20 protein-coding genes and 2 riboswitches are annotated in these 24,150 nt (G+C 46.0%); of the genes, 8 read left to right on the forward strand and 12 right to left on the reverse strand.

The window, feature by feature from the left end; translation table 11 throughout:
- Positions 1-21: 21 nt before the first annotated feature.
- The 9 genes from nikA to MKX36_RS24430 all read right to left on the reverse strand — a co-directional run bounded on the left by nikA (position 22) and on the right by MKX36_RS24430 (position 9,943).
- Positions 22-1,647, reverse strand: a complete 1,626-nt coding sequence (gene nikA, locus MKX36_RS24390) for a nickel ABC transporter substrate-binding protein (protein WP_340865954.1) — start codon at positions 1,645-1,647, stop codon at positions 22-24.
- 142 nt (positions 1,648-1,789) lie between these two features.
- On the reverse strand, positions 1,790-2,566 hold the full coding sequence (locus MKX36_RS24395; protein ID WP_340865955.1) for an ABC transporter ATP-binding protein: 777 nt from the start codon (positions 2,564-2,566) through the stop codon (positions 1,790-1,792).
- Positions 2,563-3,480 carry an ABC transporter ATP-binding protein gene (locus MKX36_RS24400; protein WP_340865957.1) on the reverse strand — a complete coding sequence of 306 codons (918 nt, stop codon included), beginning with the start codon at positions 3,478-3,480 and terminating at the stop codon, positions 2,563-2,565. The genes MKX36_RS24395 and MKX36_RS24400 overlap by 4 nt, the downstream gene beginning before the upstream one ends.
- The gene (gene nikC / locus MKX36_RS24405; RefSeq protein WP_340865958.1) at positions 3,480-4,295 is read right to left on the reverse strand and encodes a nickel transporter permease; all 816 of its coding nucleotides are present in this window, start codon (positions 4,293-4,295) and stop codon (positions 3,480-3,482) included. Before nikC ends, MKX36_RS24400 begins: the two co-directional genes overlap by 1 nt.
- Positions 4,296-4,309: 14 nt before the next feature.
- Complete coding sequence (nikB, locus tag MKX36_RS24410; protein ID WP_031462490.1) at positions 4,310-5,239, reverse strand: nickel ABC transporter permease; 930 nt, start codon at positions 5,237-5,239, stop codon at positions 4,310-4,312.
- A gap of 15 nt (positions 5,240-5,254) precedes the next feature.
- A complete protein-coding gene (locus MKX36_RS24415; RefSeq protein ID WP_340865959.1) occupies positions 5,255-6,838 on the reverse strand; it encodes an ABC transporter substrate-binding protein in 1,584 nt (527 codons plus the stop codon).
- A gap of 216 nt (positions 6,839-7,054) precedes the next feature.
- Positions 7,055-7,259, reverse strand: a riboswitch (cobalamin riboswitch).
- A gap of 381 nt (positions 7,260-7,640) precedes the next feature.
- A complete protein-coding gene (locus MKX36_RS24420; RefSeq protein ID WP_016822600.1) occupies positions 7,641-7,772 on the reverse strand; it encodes a hypothetical protein in 132 nt (43 codons plus the stop codon).
- Between the two features lie 252 nt (positions 7,773-8,024).
- On the reverse strand, positions 8,025-9,332 hold the full coding sequence (locus tag MKX36_RS24425; RefSeq protein ID WP_016822599.1) for a nucleobase:cation symporter-2 family protein: 1,308 nt from the start codon (positions 9,330-9,332) through the stop codon (positions 8,025-8,027).
- The gene (locus tag MKX36_RS24430; RefSeq protein ID WP_016822598.1) at positions 9,326-9,943 is read right to left on the reverse strand and encodes a xanthine phosphoribosyltransferase; all 618 of its coding nucleotides are present in this window, start codon (positions 9,941-9,943) and stop codon (positions 9,326-9,328) included. Before MKX36_RS24430 ends, MKX36_RS24425 begins: the two co-directional genes overlap by 7 nt.
- A 156-nt stretch (positions 9,944-10,099) precedes the next feature.
- A riboswitch (purine riboswitch) is annotated at positions 10,100-10,203 on the reverse strand.
- A 328-nt stretch (positions 10,204-10,531) separates the two neighbouring features.
- Between MKX36_RS24430 and rhaB the strand changes: the two genes are divergently transcribed.
- From rhaB to MKX36_RS24455, 5 genes are all read left to right on the forward strand, one after another.
- A complete protein-coding gene (gene rhaB / locus MKX36_RS24435) occupies positions 10,532-12,013 on the forward strand; it encodes a rhamnulokinase (RefSeq protein ID WP_340865960.1) in 1,482 nt (493 codons plus the stop codon).
- Between the two features lie 12 nt (positions 12,014-12,025).
- Positions 12,026-13,282, forward strand: a complete 1,257-nt coding sequence (gene rhaA, locus MKX36_RS24440) for an L-rhamnose isomerase (RefSeq protein WP_340865961.1) — start codon at positions 12,026-12,028, stop codon at positions 13,280-13,282.
- 51 nt (positions 13,283-13,333) lie between these two features.
- Positions 13,334-14,179, forward strand: coding sequence for a rhamnulose-1-phosphate aldolase (rhaD, locus tag MKX36_RS24445; RefSeq protein WP_340865962.1), 846 nt, complete (start codon positions 13,334-13,336; stop codon positions 14,177-14,179).
- Between the two features lie 182 nt (positions 14,180-14,361).
- Positions 14,362-15,258, forward strand: a complete 897-nt coding sequence (locus MKX36_RS24450) for an AraC family transcriptional regulator (RefSeq protein ID WP_340865963.1) — start codon at positions 14,362-14,364, stop codon at positions 15,256-15,258.
- 143 nt (positions 15,259-15,401) lie between these two features.
- On the forward strand, positions 15,402-17,690 hold the full coding sequence (locus tag MKX36_RS24455; RefSeq protein WP_340866148.1) for a GDYXXLXY domain-containing protein: 2,289 nt from the start codon (positions 15,402-15,404) through the stop codon (positions 17,688-17,690).
- A 191-nt stretch (positions 17,691-17,881) separates the two neighbouring features.
- Here MKX36_RS24455 and mmuM read toward each other — a convergent pair whose 3' ends face one another.
- Complete coding sequence (gene mmuM / locus MKX36_RS24460) at positions 17,882-18,829, reverse strand: homocysteine S-methyltransferase (RefSeq protein WP_340865964.1); 948 nt, start codon at positions 18,827-18,829, stop codon at positions 17,882-17,884.
- Positions 18,830-19,120: 291 nt separating this feature from the next.
- Between mmuM and MKX36_RS24465 the strand changes: the two genes are divergently transcribed.
- Entirely contained in the window at positions 19,121-20,176 is a 1,056-nt protein-coding gene (locus MKX36_RS24465; RefSeq protein WP_340865965.1) for an AEC family transporter, read from the forward strand.
- Positions 20,177-20,193: 17 nt separating this feature from the next.
- Positions 20,194-21,213, forward strand: a complete 1,020-nt coding sequence (locus MKX36_RS24470; RefSeq protein ID WP_340865966.1) for a 2-hydroxyacid dehydrogenase — start codon at positions 20,194-20,196, stop codon at positions 21,211-21,213.
- 51 nt (positions 21,214-21,264) lie between these two features.
- Here the strand turns inward: MKX36_RS24470 and MKX36_RS24475 are convergent, their stop codons facing one another.
- Together MKX36_RS24475 and MKX36_RS24480 are read right to left on the reverse strand one after the other, a co-directional pair.
- Positions 21,265-22,002: a response regulator gene (locus MKX36_RS24475; protein WP_025366182.1), complete on the reverse strand. Its 738-nt coding sequence runs from the start codon at positions 22,000-22,002 to the stop codon at positions 21,265-21,267.
- Positions 21,999-23,624: an ATP-binding protein gene (locus MKX36_RS24480; protein WP_340865969.1), complete on the reverse strand. Its 1,626-nt coding sequence runs from the start codon at positions 23,622-23,624 to the stop codon at positions 21,999-22,001. The genes MKX36_RS24475 and MKX36_RS24480 overlap by 4 nt, the downstream gene beginning before the upstream one ends.
- A gap of 249 nt (positions 23,625-23,873) precedes the next feature.
- On the opposite strand from MKX36_RS24480, the gene MKX36_RS24485 reads away from it, so the two are divergent.
- Positions 23,874-24,056, forward strand: coding sequence for a hypothetical protein (locus MKX36_RS24485; RefSeq protein ID WP_016822587.1), 183 nt, complete (start codon positions 23,874-23,876; stop codon positions 24,054-24,056).
- Positions 24,057-24,150: the final 94 nt, after the last annotated feature.

The raw sequence follows: 24,150 nt of genomic DNA on the forward strand, positions 1-24,150 counted from the left end.
AACGTTACCTTCCCGTTTCAGTTACTTTCCAATTTCAATTCCCTCAAATGGATTTTCATCCCGATTAGCTGGGAATACAAAATTAGTAATCTTTTTCTGATACACTGCCGTCTTCTTAATATACGAAATAGGTACAATTGCAGATTGCTCCTGAAGTGTCTTCAAGATTGAGGCGTACAGCTCCTGACGCTTAGTTTCGTCTGTCGATGAAAGTGCTTCGTGTACTTGCTGATCCAGATCCTTCTTCATCGGAAGGGCGCTCAGCACCTCAGAAATTCCGAAGCTCTTCTTGGCAATAACATTAATAAAGGAATGCGGATCATAAGGCGCACCGTAGTTGTACCAGAAATACAGATCAAACTGGTTGGATCTAAGCCGCTTGATTTGAACCGTCAGCTCCAGTCCGGTCAGATTCACTTTGACACCCAGCTCTCCCCATTCAGCCTGAATGGTTTCAGCCATCGCCTTTTGGATCGGATCGGTCTTATCGAAAATCAGCTCAAAATCCAGCTGTTGTCCATCTTTCTCCCGTACTGTGCCGCCTGCGGGCAGCTTCCAGCCAGCCTCATCCAACAATGCTTTGGATTTTTCCACATCATAGCCTATTTGCTGTAAGTCGACATTCGTATACGGGTAGTTTTTGGATAAAACCGTATCCGCTGTTTCCTCGAGCCCCGAGGTTACGCCTTCCACCATCGCCTGCTTGTTAAATCCATGCTGGAGTGCCAGACGTACCCGAAGATCTGCCAGCTTGGGATTGGACGAATTGAGCAACAGGCTTCTTGTGCCGACAGGCTCGGACAGCGTGGTAACATACTGATTCGTGTCGCGAAGCTGTTTGAAAGCATCCAGGCTAATAACACCTTCTCCATAAATCAGATCCAGGTCGCCTTTTTCAAAGGCCATTACACGTGTTTCACCATCGGGAATAATTTTGACCGTAATTTTGTCCACCTTCGGTGCAGTACCCCAATAATTCGGGTTACGCTTAAAGGTTGCATACTCATCCTGCTTGTATTCATCCAGCATCCAAGGTCCTGTACCTACAGGTTTCTTAATTCCTTTGGACGTATCTCCATCATCCGGGAACCCGGCTTCACCCAAAAAACGGAACGGGCGAACGACAGACAGATCCTGAATAACTGGGTAGTATGGCTCTTTGAGCGTCATTCGGAACGTACTGTCATCTACAGCTTCAGTTTTATCGAGAACGCCTACTATACCAAGCCAGCTATGCGTTTTCTCATTTTTCATAATAGCGTCAAAGTTCTTTTTCACAATCGCCGCATTAAATAGCGTTCCATCGGAAAATTTCACACCTTTACGCAGCTTAAACGTATATGTCTTGCCGTCCTTGGATATGGTCCAAGATTCAGCCAAGGCAGGCTCTAGCTTGCCTCCTTGCTTGTAGCTGACTAACGGCTCATAAATCATGGATTGTGCAAATAGCTGGGAAGGGTTGTATACGTGAGGATTCATTGTACCAATGTCCCGTGGCCACGATAGCGTGATCGACTTTTCATTGGCAGCTCCGTTAGTAGAGGTGGATGCAGGTGTGTTCTCCTGCTTCGCGCAGCCCAGAATAACGGATAATAAGAGGAGCGTCACCAACATAAAGGTGGCAGTCTTGCGGTGTCGAACGGACATCAATGTATTTCCCCTTTTCTATATATGTGATAATGATTATCATAATCATATTTAGAATAGGTACCACATTATATTTTGTCAACAATATTCGACAAGCAAAGCTCTTATTTATTTTGAATTTGTATAATATTAAATTTATGGATTAATCCGCCAACGTTTGAAATAGAGTACGCGTGTATTCATGCTTCACTAGCTCTTCATCCCAATCCTCAAATATTTCCACGATCTCTCCCTGAACCATGACGGCAACACGATCACAGAACGTACGGGTGGATTGAAGATCATGGGTGATGAAAAGATAGGACAACTGACGTTCGAGCTGCATTCTTTTGAGCATGTTCAGCACGGAGGACTGGGTTGTCGTATCCAGATTGGCGACGGATTCATCGAACAGGATGATTTCTGGTTCAACGGCCAACGCCCGAGCAATGCACACCCGCTGTTTTTGTCCACCGCTTAGCTGCGCAGGGTATTTTTTCAGACTGTCAGCCTCTAACCCTACCGATTCCAGTAAGGAAAGGCAGATATCCAGTGCCCTTACTTTTCGCTCAGGAAAATAGTTGCAGATCGGCTCCATCAGAATATCTCGAATGGTCATACGGGGATGCAGTGAGGAGGCCGAGTCCTGCGTGACTAACTGAATTCGTTTGTACAGATGAATATCTTTCATCCTTCCGGTATGTATGGGCTGCTGATTCAGCCAGATTTCCCCCGAGGTCAACGACTCTAGCCCCAGGATACACTGTGCCAGCGTGCTTTTGCCACTTCCGCTTTCTCCAACCAGTCCAAGGCATTCTCCCTGTCGTAATTCCAAGCTCACTTTCTTTATAGCCTGCTCACTGTGTTTCGTATTGAACCAGCCTTTTCTCCGTCTGCGGACAGGATAAGCTTTGGTGACGTTCTTCAATTCCAATATCACGTTTGCATCCTCCCTTCCGGGGTCATCTCCAATACTCGATCTGCTACGCGACTCATACCCTGACGATCATGTGAAATCAACAAAATAGTGAGCTCGAAATCCTCTCTCAACTGTAAAAGCAATGACAGAACCTTGTCGCGGTTGATCACATCCAGCGCTGTAGTGGGCTCGTCGGCAATAAAGAGGCGCGGGCCGGAGCTTAACATTGCAGCCAGCAGCACCCTTTGGCACATACCTCCGCTTAGTTCAAAAGGATATGATGACAGAATATACTCAGGATCGGCAAAACCGACCTTGCGGAGCAGAGAACACAAATAAGCTTCCTGCCCTGGAGTAGTGCGGCCTCCAGCCAGCTCCGTGGCACGGTTCAGCATCTGTCGCATCCGTGACATTACGCCCTGTCGTCGATGGGTCTGCTGTGATGCAGTGTGGGACGGGGCAAGATCAGCCTGGCCCTGCTCCTTCTGGGCGTGCATTTGGCGCCGCCTGTGCAGTCTAAGCGTATCCGTCAGCTGGGCGCGGACGGTACGGATCGGGTTCAGCCCGCTCAGCGATTGTTGAATGAGCAGGGCAATATCCTCACGGCGCAGTCTTTGCCAGCGCTGTTCATGGAATGGGATAATGTCTTCCCCGTTATAGTAGATGCACCCTTGCGTAACACCAACACTTGGGTCCAGCATACCCGCGATTGCGTGTGCGGTCAGGCTCTTGCCACATCCACTTGGTCCAGTCAGAGCCACAATTTCCCCTGGGTAGACGGAAAAGTTCACATCTCGCAGTAGCGGATTGCTCTCGCTTCCGCTTGCTCCTGCACCTGTACGACTAATCTCCAAATGTTCCACGTGTAACAACGGTTTTTGTACGTAAGCTCGCTCTATCGTATCCTTCCACCCTATGACTGGTCGTTTTCCCACTATTTCGCCGCCCCCTTTTCTGAAAAATGATCACCCAGAAGCTGGCAGGCAAGCACAAACAGCATAATCGCCAAACCCGGAAAGATCATAACATGCGGAGCCACCTGAAAATACGAGGTTGCATCATGCAGCATCACGCCCCACTCTGGCTTGGGCGGCTGTACACCCAGTCCAAGAAAGGAGAGTCCAGCGATCATTAACACCACGTGTCCGATATCCCATACCGCATAAACCAACAATTGCTGCCATACTTGTGGCAATACATAACGTCTTAGTATGCGCACGTGTGAATTGCCGGACAAACGGGCATACCGTACATAGTCCTCCTGGCAGGCTTTTTGAACCAAACTACGGATATAGCGGACATAGCCCGCCCACCGTACCGCAATAATCGCTAAGGTCATGTTAACGAAACCCGGCCCCAAAATACCCACAATCGCCACCGTTAAAATAATATCGGGAAAAGCCAGTACGCCATCGATTCCCCGCATAATCAGCTGATCCACACGTCCTCGCACATAACCAATGAGCATGCCTGTGGGCAGACTAATACACAGCGTTGCTACCGTAATCGCACAAGCGATTAACACGCTTGTCCGAATTCCATAAATGAGCCGTGACAGCACATCCCGACCCAGATGATCCGTACCGAAAGGATATTTCCGGCTGGGTGGTGCCAAACGGTTCAGAAGGTCCACATGCAGAGGATCATGAGGAGCGGCCCATGGAGCCAACAACCCAAGCAGCACGATCAGGCCAAACAGTGCGCCCCCTGCCAGCAAGCTTCCTCTAAAGGAAAGCCGTATCTTTTTCATTTTCAGCTTCCCCCTTAACGCAAACGCAGCCTTGGATCTATCACCGTCTGGACCACATCCACCAAACACTGAACACCTACAATTAAAAACGCGGCAAACATAACATATCCCTGAATCACCGGGTAATCACGCTGCGTAATTGCATCTATAAAATACTTTCCTAACCCTGGCCATGAAAAAATGGTTTCTACGATGACGTTACCTGCCAGCATAAATGATAGATTCGTACCTAACAGCGTGATCATAGGCAGAACGGCATGTTTAAATATCTCAAAAAAGAGAATATGCATACGGGAAAAACCACGAGCCCTCGCTGCCTTCACAAAATTCCGGTCACTCAGCTCCAGCATCTGAGCACGCAATACACGGGCTTGCACCGTTCCCAATCCTGCACCAAGCGTCAGCGCTGGGAGTACTAAATGTGTCCAGTCCTCCCTTCCCATGGATGGGAGCCAGCCCAAGCGAACGGAAAATAGATAGATCAGCAGAAACCCAAGCCAAAAAGAAGGAATTGACGATCCCAGCAAAGCGAACAGCCTGCCCAGACGATCTAGTGGACCGCTGACTTTTAGCGAGGCAGCCAGTCCCATCCCAAGCGTAAGCACCGTCATGACGGCAAAGCCCGCCAAAGCTAGCTCCACCGTAGCGGGCAGTCTGCTCCATAGTTCGTTTAGCACCGGCTCCTTGGACACATACGAGGTTCCCCAATGTCCTGTGAACACATCCCTCAGCCAGTTCACATATTGAATATGAAGCGGCTCATTCAAGCCCAGTTCGTTTCGCAGCGCGGTCAGCGCCTCCCCAGAAGCAGGAACATTATGCGCGGTGAGCAAAATGAGAGCAGGGTCACCAGGGGCCAGCCTCATCAGTACAAAAGTCAGCGTAGATACAACGAATACAATGATGGGCAGCTGCGCCACACGTTCCAATATAAAACGAATCATAGGATACGTTGCTCGTTATTCCGCAATATCAGATTGCGCTGTAATGTAGTAATACTCGATCGGATGAGGTGTAAAGCCCTTTACTCCTTTTTTCACACCAAACACATTGTCAGGGTGCACAATGAACGACTGCGGCAAATCTGTATTGATGATATCCAGTGCTTGCAGTGTTACCGCATTACGCTGTGCGGTATCCTTCGCCAACTTCAGGCTGTAAAGAATATTCTCCAGCGGTTTGGAAGCATAACGGCTTACATTCGCTTCACTTGTAGAGGAGTAGAACATGTCCATAAAATACTGCGGCTCCCCTGTATGGGCCGTGAGCATGCTGTACATAGCAAAATCCCAATCGTTTTTGGTCAACGCCTCATCGATATTTTCCACCTTGCGAATCTTGACCTGGATTCCCTCATTTAGCAATTGGCTCTGAATCACCTCAGCCATGACGGACAGCTCCGGACGCTGAGGGAAGGTCAGTAGCGTAACCTCGAATGGCTTGCCCTGCTTGGTCCACGTACCTTGGGCATCCTTCTGCCAGCCATCCTTTGTCAACAACTGCTCCGTCGTTCCGTCCAAAGCTTTGCGCTCAATCTTACCGAAGGGAAGAATGCTCGGAAACGGGCTGCTTGCTTCCGTACCGAAGCCTCTCATGACGGCGCTCACAATGGACGCGCGCGGAATCAGACTGTCCACCACCTTACGGTTGGTTGCATCCTTGAACACAGGTGATTCCATGTTGTACACAATCATATGGGTGCGCAAGGATGGAGCCGACAGCACTTGTAGCTTGTCGTTCTTTTTTAATACCTCTGCGTTATCTACCGGAATATCCGTCGCTACATCCACCTCACCAGATTGCAACGCCATCAGGCGCGAATTACCGTCCGTAATGAATTTCATCGTCGCTTCGGCCAATCGCGCCTTTTCGCCCCAGTATCCGTCATAACGCTCGACGACCAAGGATTGATCCTTGTTGAAGGCTTTGATTTTAAAAGCACCTGTCATTGCAGGGTAGCTTTGCTCATCTTTCATGGATGCCACATCCAGTACAATCGTTGACGGATCAGCCAAATTGGATACCAGCGCTGCATTCGGCTGGTTTGTCGTAATTTTCAGCGTCAGCGGACCAGTTACATCAATGGACTTCACATCCAGTAAATCCTTCGCCAGATGGCTTTTCTCGATTGAGCGCAGCAAAGATGCTTTTACACTTACTGCATCCATGCTCTTTCCATTATGAAACGTGACCTTATCCTGCACGCTGAACGACCACACATTAGGACTATCATGCTTCCATTCCTTGGCTAGCCAAGCTACAGGTTCCAGTTTTTCATTCAAACGAATGAGTGTCTCACCGGCACCGGAACGCATCACGTCCCAGCTATTATCTCCATGCGGATCAACGCCGGACGGTTTCCACGTATACGCCATCACCAGCTTTTTATCTGCTTGAGTCTGTTGTGCAGACGTGTTCTCACCCTTGCCCGAGCTATCCTCCGTCTTCGTGGCTGCGCCACATCCCGAAAGAGTCATAACTGCCATCAGCAGCAGCAATCCTGTACATATGAACCATGAACGCCTATTACGATTGCCTATCATCCCACATTTCCCCCTCTATCTTGTAAAATCGTATAAACCTAACGCAAAACGCGAAAAAGCATTCCCAACCACTTGATCAGCAGTCAGAAATGCTTTCATTATAAAATGTCAAAACTCACCTCAAAGCCAGCTCCAAAAACATAGAAGGGATCAGATCGGTTTCAGACATTCCGTATGCAGCACGCCTAACCACCTCCCCAGCATCCCGTGGGTCTGACAGTGATGTCAAAACAGGCAGGTCTCCTGACTCCAAGCGTATCTTTCAGGCCTTCCCGGTTCCTCACAGTTCCAGTGGCTTGTTCTGAAAGCTCCAGCAGTACCCTGCTGATGCCTGTATACAGTGGCGGGTCCGTGTCGGAATCTACCGAACTTCCCTTTTAAGTGAACACGCTCAACAACTATCTACATCGTCTCTACGAAACTTCGTATATAGAGTTGTCCGGCTCACACCTGTTTTCTTCCTTTATTCCTTTTTATTACGATTTAGGATTATCTTATTTTGTTGCTACTGGCTTGTCAACAAATGTTGCGTAATAATTTAAATTTGAATGATATAGTGTGAATCAAGACCAAGGCTATTCATTGCTTGCGCGCAATTGAAGGTTGTCTTAACGTTGCGTGCACGCAATTCACGTGTTAAAATTAGGTATAGAGATAACCACCGTATCCGTATACTAAAAAGAGCCTTCGCCGCTCCAACGGCAAAGACTCTTAGGACTTAAAAGGCTGTGGATCACCACCACGGCGCGCTGCATAACTGAATGTTAATGCGAACGAAACCCACCGTTAGGGGCCAACCTAATTACGCGGTGGGTTTTCGCTTGTTCCGAAATTTCCGACGCAGCCAGCGATAAAGCTTACGAATACTAAACACCAGGCTTAGTAACGTAACCATCCAACGCAGCACATCATAGCACGACACAAGGTTGACCATCGGCTTCACCCCCTTTCGGGAAGCTGCGCCGTGATCCGAAAACATCCACCACTATCCAAAGTCCTTAAGGTAGATTATACCATGCCTCTTCCTACCACTCGATAATCCAAACCCCGATCTTCATACAGAAAGAGGGTTTTATCAATAATTTCATGCTGCTTAATAAATAACTAGTTCTGGATAACCCCATGCCAAACAGCCGGAAAAGAGGCTACGCCCTCTCTCCGGCTGTTTTTGTTTATTTCCTATTCATCAAACCTTCTGTGGAACTTCTGAGACATTAACGCCTTTGACCGATTCACCCTGTTTTCTTGCCAAAACAATGTTCAAGACAATTGCCGTAATCGAGCCAGATACGATGCCGTTTTGCAGCAGCATTTTGGCAAAGCTCGGCAGTTGGTCGAACATTTGCGGCAGAACAGCTGAGCCTAGGCCCACGGCAATACTGCATGCTGCAATCAGCAGATTGCTTTCTTTCCGCAGATCCACTTCTGACAAAATAGACATGCCTGATGCAGCAACCGAGCCAAACATGACAATCATCGCCCCGCCCAGCACAGCGTTAGGAATCACTGTCGTCAAGGCAGCCAGCTTAGGCAGCAAACCGAGGACGACCATGATGCCGCCCGCAGCAAAAATAACGTTACGGGATTTGACGCGAGTCAGCGAGATTAGACCCACATTTTGGGAGAAGGCCGTGTAAGGGAACGCATTAAAAATACCGCCCAACATAATTGCAAGTCCTTCCGAACGAAGTCCATTGACGATTTGCTTTTGCTCCACTTTCTGATCAATCGCTTTACCTACTGCTAGATAAACCCCTGTAGACTCGACCATGCTCACAATATTGACGATAATCATCGTACATACTGCCATAATGCTAAACTCCGGCTTACCAAAATAAAACGGCTGCGCAATACTCACCCACGAAGCATCCGCTACAGGAGCAAAATGTACCATTCCCATCGCATAGGCGACTACAGTACCTGCGAACAGACCAATAAGTACGGAAATCGAGCGTAAAAAGCCCTTGGCTACTCGATTGACAAGCAGAATAACCAGTAGTGTAACCAGCGCCAGCAGCAAATTACGCGGCTGTCCAAAATCCGCGCTGCCCTGACCACCCGCTACATTGTTCATCGCCACCGGAATAAGGGATAGACCGATAATCGTAACGACCGAGCCGGTAACCACTGTTGGGAAAAAGCGTAACAGTTTGCCATACAACGGTGCCGCAAGCACCACAAATATACCGGACAAAATGATGGCACCGTACGCTGTCGCCAGATTTGATGTCGAAGCAATTGCGATAATGGGTCCTACTGCCGTAAACGTACAGCCCAAAATGACAGGCAGTCTACTTCCGAAAAAACGTGTGCCCATAATCTGTAATAATGTAGCAATCCCGCAAGTGAATAGATCAGCAGCCACTAGATAAGCCATCTGGGCTGGCGTCAGGTGCAGCGCTCCCCCTACAATTAGAGGGACAGCAATGGCTCCGGCGTACATCGCCATGACATGCTGGAAACCCAGCGCAAATAATTTTTGTTTACTTAACATCCCACATTCTCCTTAACGGGAGGAATTACCGTGCCAGCTTCCTCTATAAAATGGACTTCGCCCGGTGCCATGGAAGCGATACGCGCTAGAGAACGTACGGCAATACCTCTTTGCTCCAACAGTCCACGGCCTTCCTGAAAGCTCTTTTCAATTACGCAGCCAACTCCGGCCAGCTCTGCTCCTGCTTCCTTCACAATATCGGTAAGTCCGACCAAAGCTGCACCAGTTGCCAAAAAATCATCCACGATCAGCACATGGTCGCTGGCATCGAGATATTTTTGGGAAATGCTCACCTGATAGGTTTCCTGCCGAGTGAACGAGTGAACCTCTGCGAAGTATACCTGTTCATTCAGCGTGATCGCCTTCTTTTTCTTCGCATAAATGAACGGTACTCCCAAAGCAATAGCAGTGGCCATAGCAAATTGAATACCACTAGCTTCAATAGTAAGCACCTTGGTAATTGGAGCACTGCCGAACAGACGTGCGAACTCCTTACCAATCTCCAATGCTAATGCTGTATCCACCTGATGGTTCAAAAATGAATCTACCTTTAACACCGTATCGGATAAAATTTGTCCCTCTTGACGAATACGTTCTTCCAAAGCTTTCATTATGCGAATATCGCTCCTCTGTACTTAAAATAGAATAAAACCTGCAAAAACCAAAAAAGGACAAGCTCCCTTGAGTCGTTTCTCAAGTGAAGCCTGTCCTTGGGGTCGTAATCCCTGACGGATTGGCGCACAAATAAAATGCCCGCATTCATCCGAAGCTGATGCGCTATCACTCATAGTCGGACGATTACAGTGGTCATCCGGTAGAAACTTTTGGGCCATATCCCCAATATTATACGAGTCATATGAAATTGATATCTTGTATACTACACCCTCTGGCGGGCGGTTTCAAGACTATTTTTCATACAAACAGCGGCATTTGGAGAACCTTCCACAATTTGAATATCGCAACAACACACCGATCCCTGTTTGAGGTATATATATAGTAGAAAGCAGATATTAAAAAACGAAAAACAATACAAAACAACATTTAAAATTAATTTTATTTTTAAATTCAAAAGAAAAACCAAAAATTATACTTCCGTTTATGTTGACTGCACAGACAAACGGAAGTAGTATGGAATTAGTTAAGAAACAAAAGGCAGTCTTTCAGGCTGCCGGGATTTCATCCATGCAAGGAGATTAGATATGAACAACTATCTTGCTGTTGATATTGGAGCTTCAAGCGGAAGACTCGTGAGTGCAACTCTACAAGGTGAACAAATTCACTTGCAAGAACTTCATCGTTTCAACAACTCCTTTACTGAGAGGAACGGGCACGATTACTGGAATATAGACAATTTATTTGATGAGATCATCCAGGGACTACAAAAAGCCAAACAAAACGGGATTGACTCCTGTACGCTCGGCATTGACACATGGGCTGTAGATTACGTGTTACTTAATAAGGAAGGTCATCGCATCCATGAGGTGTACGCATACCGCGATGCACGCACTCTACATGTCCCCGATAAGCTGCACCAGCTCATCAGCCGAGAAGAGGTATATGAGAAAACGGGCATCCAGGAACTAAACTTTAATACCCTATATCAACTGTTCGCCCATGATCGGGAACAACTCGCCCAAGCAGATAAAATATTGATGGTACCCGATTATCTGTACTATCGCCTGACAGGCATTATGGTCAATGAAATGACCAATGCATCCACGATGCAGCTTCTCAACGTGAACACCCGAGAGTTTGATGAGGACCTGCTCTCCCTGCTCCAGCTTCGGCGCAATCAATTTTCGGAGCTGGCTGAGCCTGGACGTGTTCTGGGCTCCATCTTGCCGGAGCTTGTTCGGAAACACGATCTTCCCGACTGTCAGCTCATCCTTGTGCCTACACACGATACCGCCTCAGCGGTTGCAGGTGTTCCATCATCGCGAGAGGAGTCTTGGGCTTATATCAGCAGCGGAACATGGTCGCTATTGGGTATGGAACGATCCCAACCCTTGAATACCAAGACAGCTATGCAGGCGAACTACACCAATGAATGGGGCGCTTACGGCACGTACCGTTTTTTGAAAAATATCATGGGCTTATGGATGATTCAGGAGGTTAGAAGAGAAGGTGGTTCTGCACATAGCTTTGCCGAATTGGCCCAATTGGCTTCAGCAGAGACACCGTTTGTCAGTCTCGTCCTCTGTAACCAATCCTCTTTCTTAAATCCGGATAGTATGACCCTTGAGATTCAGAGGTTCTGTGAAAAAACCGGGCAGCCTGTCCCACGCACACCTGGCGCGCTCGCCCGCTGTATTTTTGACAGTCTGGCCTTAAGCTACCGGGATGCTTTACATGAGCTACAACATTTAACAGACGAAACGATTACGAGATTGCACATTGTCGGCGGAGGCGCTAACAACGAATTACTATGTCAGCTAACAGCCGACCTTTTAGAAATTGAGGTTCAGGCAGGACCTTCCGAATCGACGGCCATCGGCAATATTGTCGTGCAATTAATCAGCTCTGGTGCTCTTGGAGATCTGAAAGCTGCTGGCCGAACCATAGCCAATTCCTTCCCGACTCGGCTATATGAGCCGCAACCGGTGGAAGGCATTGGAGAGCTTCTGGATCGCTGGGAACGCCTCAAGATACAAGCAACACCCCCTATTCACATATCTCAATAAAGGAGTAAAGCCATGAACGAAGCCATTGAAGCGAGTTATAACGAAGCGAAAAAGCTGTATGCCCGCCACGGTATTCAGGTGGATGACGTTTTACGGAGGCTCTCACAAATCAAAATATCACTGCACTGCTGGCAGGGAGACGATGTGCAAGGATTCCTGTTCAAAGATAAACAGCTTAGCGGGGGAATTGCCGTAACAGGTAGCTACCCGGGCAGAGCAGGTACGCCAGATGAACTACGTCAGGACTTGGAAAAAGCCCTATCGCTCATCCCTGGTAAACACAAGGTTAATCTGCATGCGATCTATGCAGATACTACAGAACAAGTAGATTTGGATCAACTGGAGCCACGCCATTTTCAGAACTGGGTAGACTGGGCCAAACAGCAAGGGCTTGGACTTGATTTTAATCCGACCCTGTTCTCCCACCCCAAAGCGGAGGACGGCTTCACCCTAAGCCACAAGGACCCGGAAATTCGCGATTTCTGGATCACACACTGTAAGAAATCACGCAGAATTGCAGAATATTTTGGAAAGGAACTCGGTCAGCCTTGTGTCACAAATCACTGGATGCCGGATGGTTACAAGGATACCCCGGTGGATCGCTTGGCTCCAAGAGAACGTCTGCGGGATGCTCTGGACGAGATTTTCAGCGAGGAAATTAGTGAAGATTACAACATCGATGCAGTTGAAAGTAAACTGTTCGGCATCGGTTCGGAAAGCTATGTCGTCGGCTCTCATGAGTTCTATATGGGTTACGCCCTGACACGGGGGAAATCTATCTGTCTCGATTCTGGTCACTTCCACCCGACAGAAGTCATTTCGAACAAACTGTCCTCTGTGCTGATGTTCACCGATCAATTATTGCTACACGTCAGCAGACCTGTTCGTTGGGATAGCGATCATGTCGTGACGATGGACGACGAATTGCTGGACATTGCCCGTGAGCTCGTTCGCGGTGAGCTGCTTTCCCGCACTCATATCGGCCTTGATTTCTTCGATGGCAGTATCAACCATGTGGCTGCTTGGGTCATCGGCACACGCAACACCATCAAAGCGTTGCTTCGCGCCATGCTGGAACCGATTGAGGAACTGAAAAAAGCCGAAGAGGAAAGAGACTTCACTACGCGGCTTGCCCTGGTCGAAGAGTTTAAATCCTATCCGTTTGGGGCTGTATGGGATTACTATTGCGCTCAAAACGGCGTTCCCGTTCGTGAGGAATGGCTAACCGAGGCTAAAAACTATGAACAACGAGTCCTGCTGAAACGGTAACTACTGCACTGATCATTTTATATTCATATCATCCAAAGGGAGAGATCATCCATGACTACTGTGCTGGAGAATCAAAAAGAACGAAAATCAGGACTGGATATCCCATTTGTTCGCGAGATGGCGGAAATTACGCAAAACATGTGGAAATTCGGCTGGGATGAACGCAACGGAGGAAATGTAAGCTATATTCTGGATGAAGCCGAGGTTGCCAAATATATTGATATTCACAAAGTCATTCGAACGATTAAACCTGCTTTCCCCGTGAATGAACTGGCAGGCAAATATTTTATCGTCACTGGATCAGGCAAGTACTTCAAAAATGTTATTGCCGATCCGGAAGCCAATTTAGGAGTCCTGCGTGTATCCCAAGATGGTGAGCAGCTAGAAATTTTGTGGGGCCTCAAGCATGACGCGGTTCCTACCAGCGAATTGCCGTCTCATTTTATGAGCCATATTGAGCGCTTGAAGGTCGATCCCAACCATCGGGTTGTAATCCATAATCATGCCACCCATGTCATTGCCATGACCTTCATTCATAGTCTGGACGAAAACCAATTCACCAAAACGCTGTGGGAAATGTGTACCGAATGTATCGTAGTCTTTCCAGACGGTATCGGTGTAATCCCTTGGATGGTGCCAGGCTCCAGCGAAATCGGCCGTGAAACAGCGAAAAAAATGAAGGATCATCACGCTGTATTATGGCCTCATCACGGCATTTTCGGAACAGGTAGCTCCATTGATGAAGCGTTTGGCCTGATTGAAACGATTGAAAAAGCAGCGCAAATTTATATGCTGATTGCTAAGCATGATATCCAGCAACGTATTACAGATCAGGAGCTGTCGGATCTGGCTAAAGCCTTTAATGTTACTCCAAAAGAAGGAATCCTAAAAGTATAAACACAGGCTAATCGTATAGCGCAGGACTCTATAAGGCTCCACGGCTCGTCTCAAACCAGCCATGGAGCCTTTACCGTTTTAATTTTATAACCCTAAATTCCAATGAATTAACTTGTAATTGTACTTTCCTTTATATACAATAAAATCAAAATTCCCTTATCTCCACCAAAGGAGAGGTGACAATGATGAGAAGAACAAAGAATGAAGATCACTTCGACATCGTGGAAGACCATTATTTCACAACAACCGAACTGGAAAAATCCAGTGCCATTTGGCCAGTCAGACTGGGTATGGATATTTCGAAGGCAAGCTGTCATGTCGGCCCCAAGGCTGTCCCTTATTTTTATTTTATTTTTGTACTTGAAGGTCAAGCTGAGTTCATTTATAAGGAAAAGAAGTATCGTGTGCAAAAGTCTGATGTATTCTGTTTTTTTCCGCATCTTGCCCATGAATTTTACACCGACCAAGAGCACCCGTTACAAAAGGTATGGATTGCCTTTGAGGGACCGAAATCTCTGGCGCTACTGGAGCGGATCGGGATTAACCCCTCTAAGCCATTTATAGCTAACGCAGTGAGCGAGGAAATCCTCGAACTGATCTCCAACCTATTTTCCATCGCCAACGACCACAACAGACAGGGCAGCGATCTGGCCCGCTTAATTACACTACATCAGATCTTCGAGGAGTTGTCCCGCAACACATCTGGTGCTCTGCGCAACTCTGTATGCTCCGATTATTGGCTCCAGCAGGGGAAGGATTACATCGAAATGCATTATTGTGACCGTGTTACAATTGAGCAAATTGCTGAGCATGTAGGTGTGGATCGTGCGCATTTTTCACGTAAATTCCATTCTACCTTCCTTATCTCCCCCGCCAAATATTTGCAAACCCTCAAGATTAACGAAGCGAAAAGATTGCTGGAACAGACCACTTACAATCTGTCGATCATCGCCCAATCTATCGGTTATACCGACATGTCCACCTTTTCCAAGGCATTTAAGAAAACAGCAGGAATCCCACCCCGAGAATATCGCTTCCGGCATCAGTCCCGGCAAGAGATCCGCACTGCCAACGCTTAGTCGGAATCCAGCAACGATACAGGAGAACCACCATCATACGGCGGCTCTCCCTTTTTTATGACCTGATCCTAATTTGTACTTGGTTCTGAGTGCTATCAACGCTATAATAGGCATCAAACCAACAGGAAAGGTACGTGAATTCCATGCTGCGATTTAATGCTATACGTACAGGTTATCTGCTGGGCATCTCACTGATACTGGCTGCGATTATTTATTTTTTCGCCTCCAATTGGGGCGGACTGGATCGGACAGCCAAAATTGTGCTAGCTGTTGCGCTTATTGTTTTGTTCTATGGCTTGTCTTTTGTATTTGCACGTGTTCGTGCTGTTCCTGGGCAACAAGCTTTTCTGTCCAATATATTTCTGCTGGCTGGCTGTGTAGCCTTCGGCGTTTCCGTGGCGTTACTCGGTCAAATTTACAACTCCCATGCAGACAGCTATGGATTGTTTCTCATTTGGTCAGTGCCGGCTTTACTGCTTAGCTGGATCACCCGCTATAATCCTTTTTATATGCTGTCTTATGTATTGATTCATTTGGGGGTATGGCTTTATTTTTATCCAACGATGCAAAGCGCAGGTTATAGCCAACTGGAATCGTTGTCCATTGCTGGAGTGTTCGCAATATTCAATCTGGTTCTATTTCTATTGACGTTCCTTCATCGTATACATTCTGCTCCACTACAATATATGAGCTTTACTGTTCTCCATATAGCTATGTTGGCGATGACCAACTCCTTTGCATTCGATGGGTATGGCCTGATCATGAATATACCGCATATCGCTGTGATTGCTTTAGGATTTTATATATTTATCAAGGTTCGGCTGAATAAAACGTTATTGACCTTAGATGCATTGGCGCTCTCGGCTTTTGCTGTCTTTAAATTTATAGAGCTGGCAGAGGCGTACTCTTCATCTCTATTCTTTGTTTTCGGTTTGATTTTTGTGGCATTGCTACTGACGGGTAACGTATGGTTTTTCCGTTATTTAAATCGTTTGGGAAAACCATCTCCGGAGGCTGGAGAAATACCCAATGAGAACAAAGAAGATATCGCAAAATCCGATGCGCAGACAACTGTTTCCGAAGACCGCAGTAGTGAATGGATCAGCAAAACCGTATCCCGTGTAATCAAAGTGGTTGGAGTATTGATTGGCAGTATATCCCTCATTGGACTGATTATGATTAGCACAAACGTAAATCACACCGAATATGTACTGCTGAGTGTGTCTTTGCTGCTGATGATTACGATGATTGTCATACCGGAGTCCAAGCTGGATTCTGTAGTCCGTTATACACTGCTGACCATCAGCTATATTACCGGTCTGGCGGCCATTCTATGGTCAGACCAGACGTTACTTTCAGTATTATTTCTGATCGTTTCCATCGCCGGATGGTTTCGCTCCAAGGGGAAAAGGCAGCAATTTTTTGCCTATACTTTTGTAAACCTGAATATGGCGACTGTTTTATTAAAGCAGTATCAAGAATGGTATGGTTGGAACTGGACCTATGAATTCATCATCTTCGCCCTATTCGTGCTCAATGCCGTGTTATATGGGGTAAGCTACTTTGTGCTCAAGACAGAGTTAAAAGAACATCTTCGGGATAGCTCATTATTCTTCAGCTTATTGTTCCTGTTTTGGGCGACGTTTTTTGAGGATGTCATTCCACACTCTTATATGTTCATTAATATTTTTTATTTTATTATCGTTACATGGATGGTCTTTGCCTTTATTCGTCACAAACACAAATCGCAGGCCATTACGAGCGTCGTATTCTGGTTTATTTTTATCGGCTTCAAATACTATGATTTATTGTGGACGCTGCTGTATAAATCTTTTACACTGGCGCTGCTGGGGATCATTACACTCGGAATTACCTGGTGGTTCGATCGACGAATGGCTCATAGCGGCAAAGCAGCATTCGACGCCGACCACCGCAGCTTTAGCTTTATGCGCTTAAGCCCGTTACTCATTGCCATCGTCATCGTACTACAGCTGGGGATTATCGGCTATCAGACGGCGAGAAGTGAAACCCTGCTCGCCACAGGTGCCTCCGTTAAGCTCAAGCTGGCTCCTATAGATCCGCGTTCCCTGTTGCAGGGCGACTATGTGGCACTGAATTACGATATTTCTACCCCTCCTTCCAAGGACCCTCTTCAGGAGAAGGATTGGAACCGAGGCAAAGTTAAAGTCGTTCTCACACCAGATAGCCAAGGAGTATACATCTCTGATCGTCTATATCAAGATGGTGAAGTGCTTGCCAATCATGAAATCATTCTTAACGGACAATGGAATGGTTCTCGTATTCTGTACGGTATTGAGAATTATTTCATCCCTGAAGGAACCGGGCGTACTGTTGAACAGAACGCTCGTTACGCCTATATTCGGGTCAGCCGCAATGGAGATGCGTTGCTGGAACGTTTGGTGGAAAGCTGATCTGGATTGGCAAAGAGATAGAGAGGTAGAGAAATAGCGAACGAAGCGAGGCTTTAGAAATTCATTCTTTACAAAAAGCAGGCTGAACCAGGTTGCTCCATTACTGGAGTATAACTCGGTTCAGCCTGCTTGTTCTTTTGCGGCAATGGAGGAAAACTCCATGATAACCTTCCCTAAAAGTTTATCCTCGTTTATACCTCTCTCAACCATGCCACGATTTCTCTAATATCCTGTGGCTGAGTCCGACAACAGCCACCAATCATACGCGCTCCCGCTTCATACCATTGACGGGCACTCTGCCCGAACGTTTCTGTACAAGTATGGCCATGCCATGTCTTGGTGACCGGGTCATATTCCTCCCCCAAATTGGGATATACCACCACCGGCTTATCCGTATGGCTGTGTATTTCGTGAATAAGGGATGGAATGAATTTGGGCAACGTGCAATTGATCCCTACCGCAGCCACCTGCTCGTGCTCATTCAGCCACTTTGCACATGCGGCGACAGACTCGCCGTTACTGATATGCTGCTCATCCTTTGCACTAAAGCTGATCCAGGCATATGTGCCGGGGAATTCCTTTAGCAATCGTGTGATAGCCTTGGCCTCAACCAGACAAGGTATCGTTTCACAAGCTAAAATGTCTGCTCCCGCCTCGATCAAAGCTTTCATGCGCGGCCTGTGAAACTCCATAAGCTGCTCCTCGCTCAGCTTGTAATCACCGCGATACTCTGATCCATCAGCGAGAAACGCCCCATAGGGTCCGACAGAGGCCGCAACCAGCGGCTTGGGACGAGTCTGCTGACTCGCAGTAGCCGTCACATCGGCCCAAAACTCATCTCGTGCCTGTACAGCAATCTGCACCGATGACTGAATAAGCTTCAATGCCTCATTTTCGCTCAGCCCGCGTTGAACATAGCCCTCCACAGTGGCCTGATAGCTCGCCGTAATCGCACAGTCTGCCCCAGCCTCAAAATAATCTCGATGTACACGCTTGATCGAATCTGGATGTTCATAGAGGATTTTGGCTGACCATAAGCTATCGTTTAGATCATGCCCGTGACGTTCTAGTTCAGTCGCCATTGCGCCGTCCAGCACGATCAGCTGAAATTTGTTCAGTATACGTTGTATCGGATTCATGCGGACCCTCCTGCTTGTCTTATCCATTTAACCCACTAACCAGGTTGGAATTAATTTTTTATATTATAGCATGTATGCCGATGAGCACCTCACATTTACATCCTGATGTAACGTATAAATTTTTTAAATTAGTTTCATAAGTTAAATTAATTAGATATTGTTCTTTTTTTCACAAAGTTTTTTTACTATAAAGGTGCAAACCAAACACTTTGGCCAAAAGATCAGGGAATTGCATTGTCACATTTTGCATCGTCATTTATGTGAAAAAAGGTACAAGAGAGGGTTTTATCTATGTCTTTACTAGAAATGATTACAGCGACCTTAACAGATAACAACATTGTCAGTTCTATCGCTTCTACCGTTTTTATTATCCTGCTCGGCTTCTTTTGCCGCAAGAAGGGGATTTTTACCGCAGCCGTAGGAAAGATGCTATCTAAGGTTGTTCTCACCGTGGCTCTACCAGCACTAGCCTTTAATTCTTTCATGCAGGATATCAATCCTACCATATTAAAACAAGGCATGAATGTCTTAATATGGGGGATTCTCATTTATATCATTCTCATCTTTATTTCCAAGCCGTTCTTCCTGAGCTACAACAAGGATAAGCAGGATGTTTTACGGGTACTCACTATTTTCGGTTCTACCACTTTTTTTGGAATTCCCATTGTCGGTGCCATTTACGGTCCTACCGGAGTCATGTATAGTTCCATTTTTAATATAGGCTACCGCATTTTCTTATATTCTTATGGTTATATCAAAATGAGCGGTTTAAAAATGGAGCTAAAAAATCTCAAAACTATGTTTTTGAATCCGATCGTTATCGCGACTTTTATAGGCTTGTTTGTTTGGTTGTTCCAGGGTTATTTACCACAAATGAGTGTGGCTACAGAGGATGGAACCATTCAGCAGTTTGCTTTTCTAAGAATTGACCAAACCGCTGTCTGGCTGTTCAAGCCCATGACTTACCTTGCCGGACTAGCTTCTCCATTGGCCTGGCTATCGATTGGCTCGACTTTGGGTGAGATCAGCTTCAAATCGGCAGCTACAGACAAGACATCATGGTATTACAGCCTTGTTAAAGTTTGGCTAGTACCTATTGTGAACATCGTTTTGCTGGCTTTGTTGACTGTATCTCATATTCTGTCGGTCGATACTGTCGCTTTATCTACTATTGTCATTATGATGGCTACTCCTACAGCTACCGTAGCTGCAGCCTATGCTATCAGTTTTGATAAAGAAGCTGTACTGACTTCCAACGCTTCGCTTCTATCAACTATTACTTCCGTCGTCATGATTCCAGTGTGGATCATTACGCTCAATGTCATTGATAAAATTGGAATTTTCTAAATCAGGGGGAAAACAACATGTTAAAAATCATCTGCTATGGTGTCCGTTCATACGAGAAACCCTATTTCCATGAGCTCAATAAATATAACTTCCAGCTAACGCTGGTAGAAGAGCTGCTAACTTCCAGCAATGCAGAACTGGCGCAGCATCACGATGCTGTTTTGTTAAGAGGAAACTGTGCTGCCAATCGAGAAAATCTTACAAAATTCAATAAGTACGGCATTCAATATGTTTTCACCAGAACGGTCGGAATCAACCACATTGATTTGGATGCTTGCAGCGAATTTGGAATGAAGGTCGCACGCGTCCCATCCTACTCTCCGAATGCTATTGCAGAGTTATCCCTAACGCTGGCTATGATGCTGCTCCGTCACACCGCTTATATGACTACCAAAAGCTCTTTCAAAAATTTTATTGTGGACGAGCATACGTTCAGCAAAGAGATTCACAATTGTAAAGTCGGGATTATCGGGGTCGGTCGCATTGGTCTGACGGAAGCCAAATTGTTTAAAGGATTAGGTGCTTCTGTTATCGGCTATGATGTGTACCAATCGGACGCGGCCAAGGCCGTCGTTCCATTCACAACCTTGGATGAGTTACTGGCAGAGAGTGACATCGTCAGTGTGCATGTTCCTTACCTGCCGGGACAGAACGACCAAATGATTAATGCCAGCTTTTTAGCAAAAATGAAAAAGGGAGCTATTCTCATCAACACCTCACGTGGGGAATTACAAGATAACCAAGCCATTCTGGATGCATTGCTCAGCAATCATTTGGAAGGGTTCGGAACAGATGTCTTTCCTAAAGAGGAAGAACTATTTTTCAAAGCATTTGACCCATGGCAAATGCTCCCGGACCCAACAATCCAGAAGCTTGTGGAGCTGTATCCAAGAGTTTTGGTAACCCCTCATGCGGGCTCGAATACGGTTACTGCGTTATCCAACATGATTGAAACCAGCTACGAAAACTTCCATGATATCATTACAACTCATTCTTCGGACAATCTGGTTCCACTTCCTGTTCTCGCTATGAAATAATGCAGAAAGTCTGGTACACTCATTGGACAATAAAGAACCGCTATCTCCAGATCATACTGGAAATGGCGGTTCTTTTATATCAGGATTGATCTGATAGAGCATTAGTGGTCTTCCAACCTTGTGGTATTCTATCGATTCAATTAGGAAGCCATCGTCTACTAGGAACTGAATATATTTTTTGACTGTAATCCGGGACAAATCCACTTCTCTGGCTAAGGTTTCAACCGAAAAGGGTCCGTCCAGCTCTTGGATACTCTTCAGTATGGTAGTCATGGTCAGTTTGGACAAGTTTTTAGACAGATTTTTTGATAGATTTGGAGGTAGATGTTCAACAGTTTTTTTCTTTTCCACACCCATAGGCTCTTCTTTATTAAAATATTGATCAATGACAGCCTGATTAATTCCGTTCCCTTCCTCCATTACCGTGGCCAGACGCTGGATTTTCTCCACAGCCAGCTTAAAACGTTCAAATGTAAAAGGCTTGATTAGATAGTCCGCCACTCCATAAAAAACAGCTTCCTTCACCGTTTGGATATCCTTTGCAGCCGTAATTAAAATAACCGAAGCATGGTACTGATGCTCCTGCATATGGGATAGCAAGGTTAATCCGCTTTTTCCGGGTAAATACACGTCCAGTAATACCACATCCGGTGTGTGTTTCTGAAGATAATCCTGCGCTTTCTGGACGGTATCTGCTTTACCTACCACATCCAAGTGGTCCATACGCTCAATAAACTGTTGGTTGAGCTCAGCAACCATGGGATCATCCTCAACAATGAGTACCTTCATTCACTCGTCACCTCCAATGTACAGGGCAACTCTACATAGATACTTGTTCCCAGGCCAGGTTGGCTGTCCATTTCAATGATGCCCTGGTGATTATCCACCATGGTTTTAACCAGATTCAAGCCGTAACCCCTGTCCTCTCCTTTGGTTGAGAAGCCATGCTCGAATATTCTTTGTTGCATTTCGGAATCAATCCCCATACCATTATCCTTCACTTTCAAAATGAACACATTTCCCTCGCACTCATAATTTAATTTTAATTCAATTTTGCCGGGTTGCCTTTTTTGTAAAATGGAGTCTATCGCGTTGTCAAAAAAATTGCCCAATATGTGTATGACATCATGAACAATGTCCTGCATCTCTAGATTGGAGACATTCGAGCTTTCTTCCAGTAACACCGAAATATTCTGCTCGCGTGCTTCGTTGATTTTCCCCATAATAAAACCTGCTAACGCCGGAACTTTAATTCTCTCTGTTAGAAAGCCTACTTCATTTTGATACCGGTGATTTAGCTGCTGAATATACTGACTGACCTCTTCATATTTCCTCATCTCAATCAGTCCGGAGATCACGTGCATTTTGTTCATAAACTCATGCGTCTGCCCGCGAAGAGAGTTAATATAATATTTGGTGCCACTTAACTGATTGCTAAGATGAATCATCTCGGATTGGTCGCGCAGCGTAGCCACTGCCCCAAAAAACTCATTTTCTACATGTATAGGGGTTACTGTCGCAATGACTTCTATACCATTCACATAAAATGAGCGGTCCTTGATCTTCTTCTTATCATCAAACACTTTCTTGAAGAGCGCGTTATAAAAGTTGGTATCGATTTGCTCGCCAATCGGTGCCTTCTTGTCTTGATTCGCCAATTGGTACTTGGCCTTAGCTTCCTTGTTCATAAGCATAATTTTCTTATCAGCGGAAATGGCTATAATGCCTTCAGAGACTTCATTTTCAATAATTACTTTTTCACGTAATCGTGTTGCTATCTCTTGTGGCTCCAGCCCAAATAAAATCGTTTTGATTTTTTGCGCCAGAATGATCGCCCCCAGAACTCCACTAAATAGCCCCAGCATCAGTCCTCCAAAAATGGTATACTGCGCCTGCATCAAATCATGATTTAGCGTTCTCATGGTCAGCCCTACACATACAATGCCAATGACCTCATTCTGTTGATTGAATATCGGCGTAAAATAACGGTAGCCTTGACCCAAAACACCGATATTCTCAGAGAAATGTCCCTGACCGGATAGCGCCTTTCTGGCATCATTCAGATCAGAGAACGGCTTGCCAATCATGGTTTCATTCGGATGGGATAGCCGAATTAAATCGTGGTTCAGTATGACTACAAAATCTACATTAACGTTATGCATGACTCCAAGCGAGTAATCCTGGATCTGTCTCACAGGAACTCCCCACTCAACATTACGAATCACATCGTTGTCACTGGCAACCACCTTGGCAATACCCGAAAGTTTTTCCTTCGTATTATCAAAATGCTTGTTAATCACGAAATTACGAATGAGAAGCAAGGATATAATCAAGGAAATAATAATAACTAAAACAACCAAAATAATAATCATGAATTGTAGCGAAACTTTGAATTGTCTTCTCGGTTTCAACTTGCCTTTTAACCGCAACCCTATCACCCAGCTTCTTTATCAAGCTCTCCATGAGAAGAAGAGCCTATCCTGCCCCTATAATCCCTTTTTATTCGACATTGTTTGACAAATTCCCTTCTTATTCTGCAAGCTTTACGCGCCTCATCGGGAATTAACGTAGTCTGTATCTGAAATAGAACAATATGCTGAATAAGGAAAGATCAATCCTCCATAATAAGGACGTATACCTAACGAAAGGGAGGATAACGGATGATTGACAATCTCGAAAGCAATTACGACTGCTCCCATGCAGGACAAGACCTTCACCAGCTCAAGCAGGAGCTCGCTACGCTTCAGGCACAAGGTGCCAACGACCAGGCATCCAAGGAAGCCATTCATCGGCTGGAAAATCAAATTTCGTTCATCTTGAACAAATGCGATATTAACCATTAGTCGAGTCTGGCTGGTTCGGTAAAATACAAAACCGGCTTGCCTAAAAAGACAAGCCGGTTTTGTATGCTTAAGTTTATGCACAAACGAGTCCAAA

The sequence above is a fragment of the Paenibacillus sp. FSL W8-0439 genome (genome assembly GCF_038008995.1).
Taxonomy (GTDB): domain Bacteria; phylum Bacillota; class Bacilli; order Paenibacillales; family Paenibacillaceae; genus Paenibacillus; species Paenibacillus polymyxa.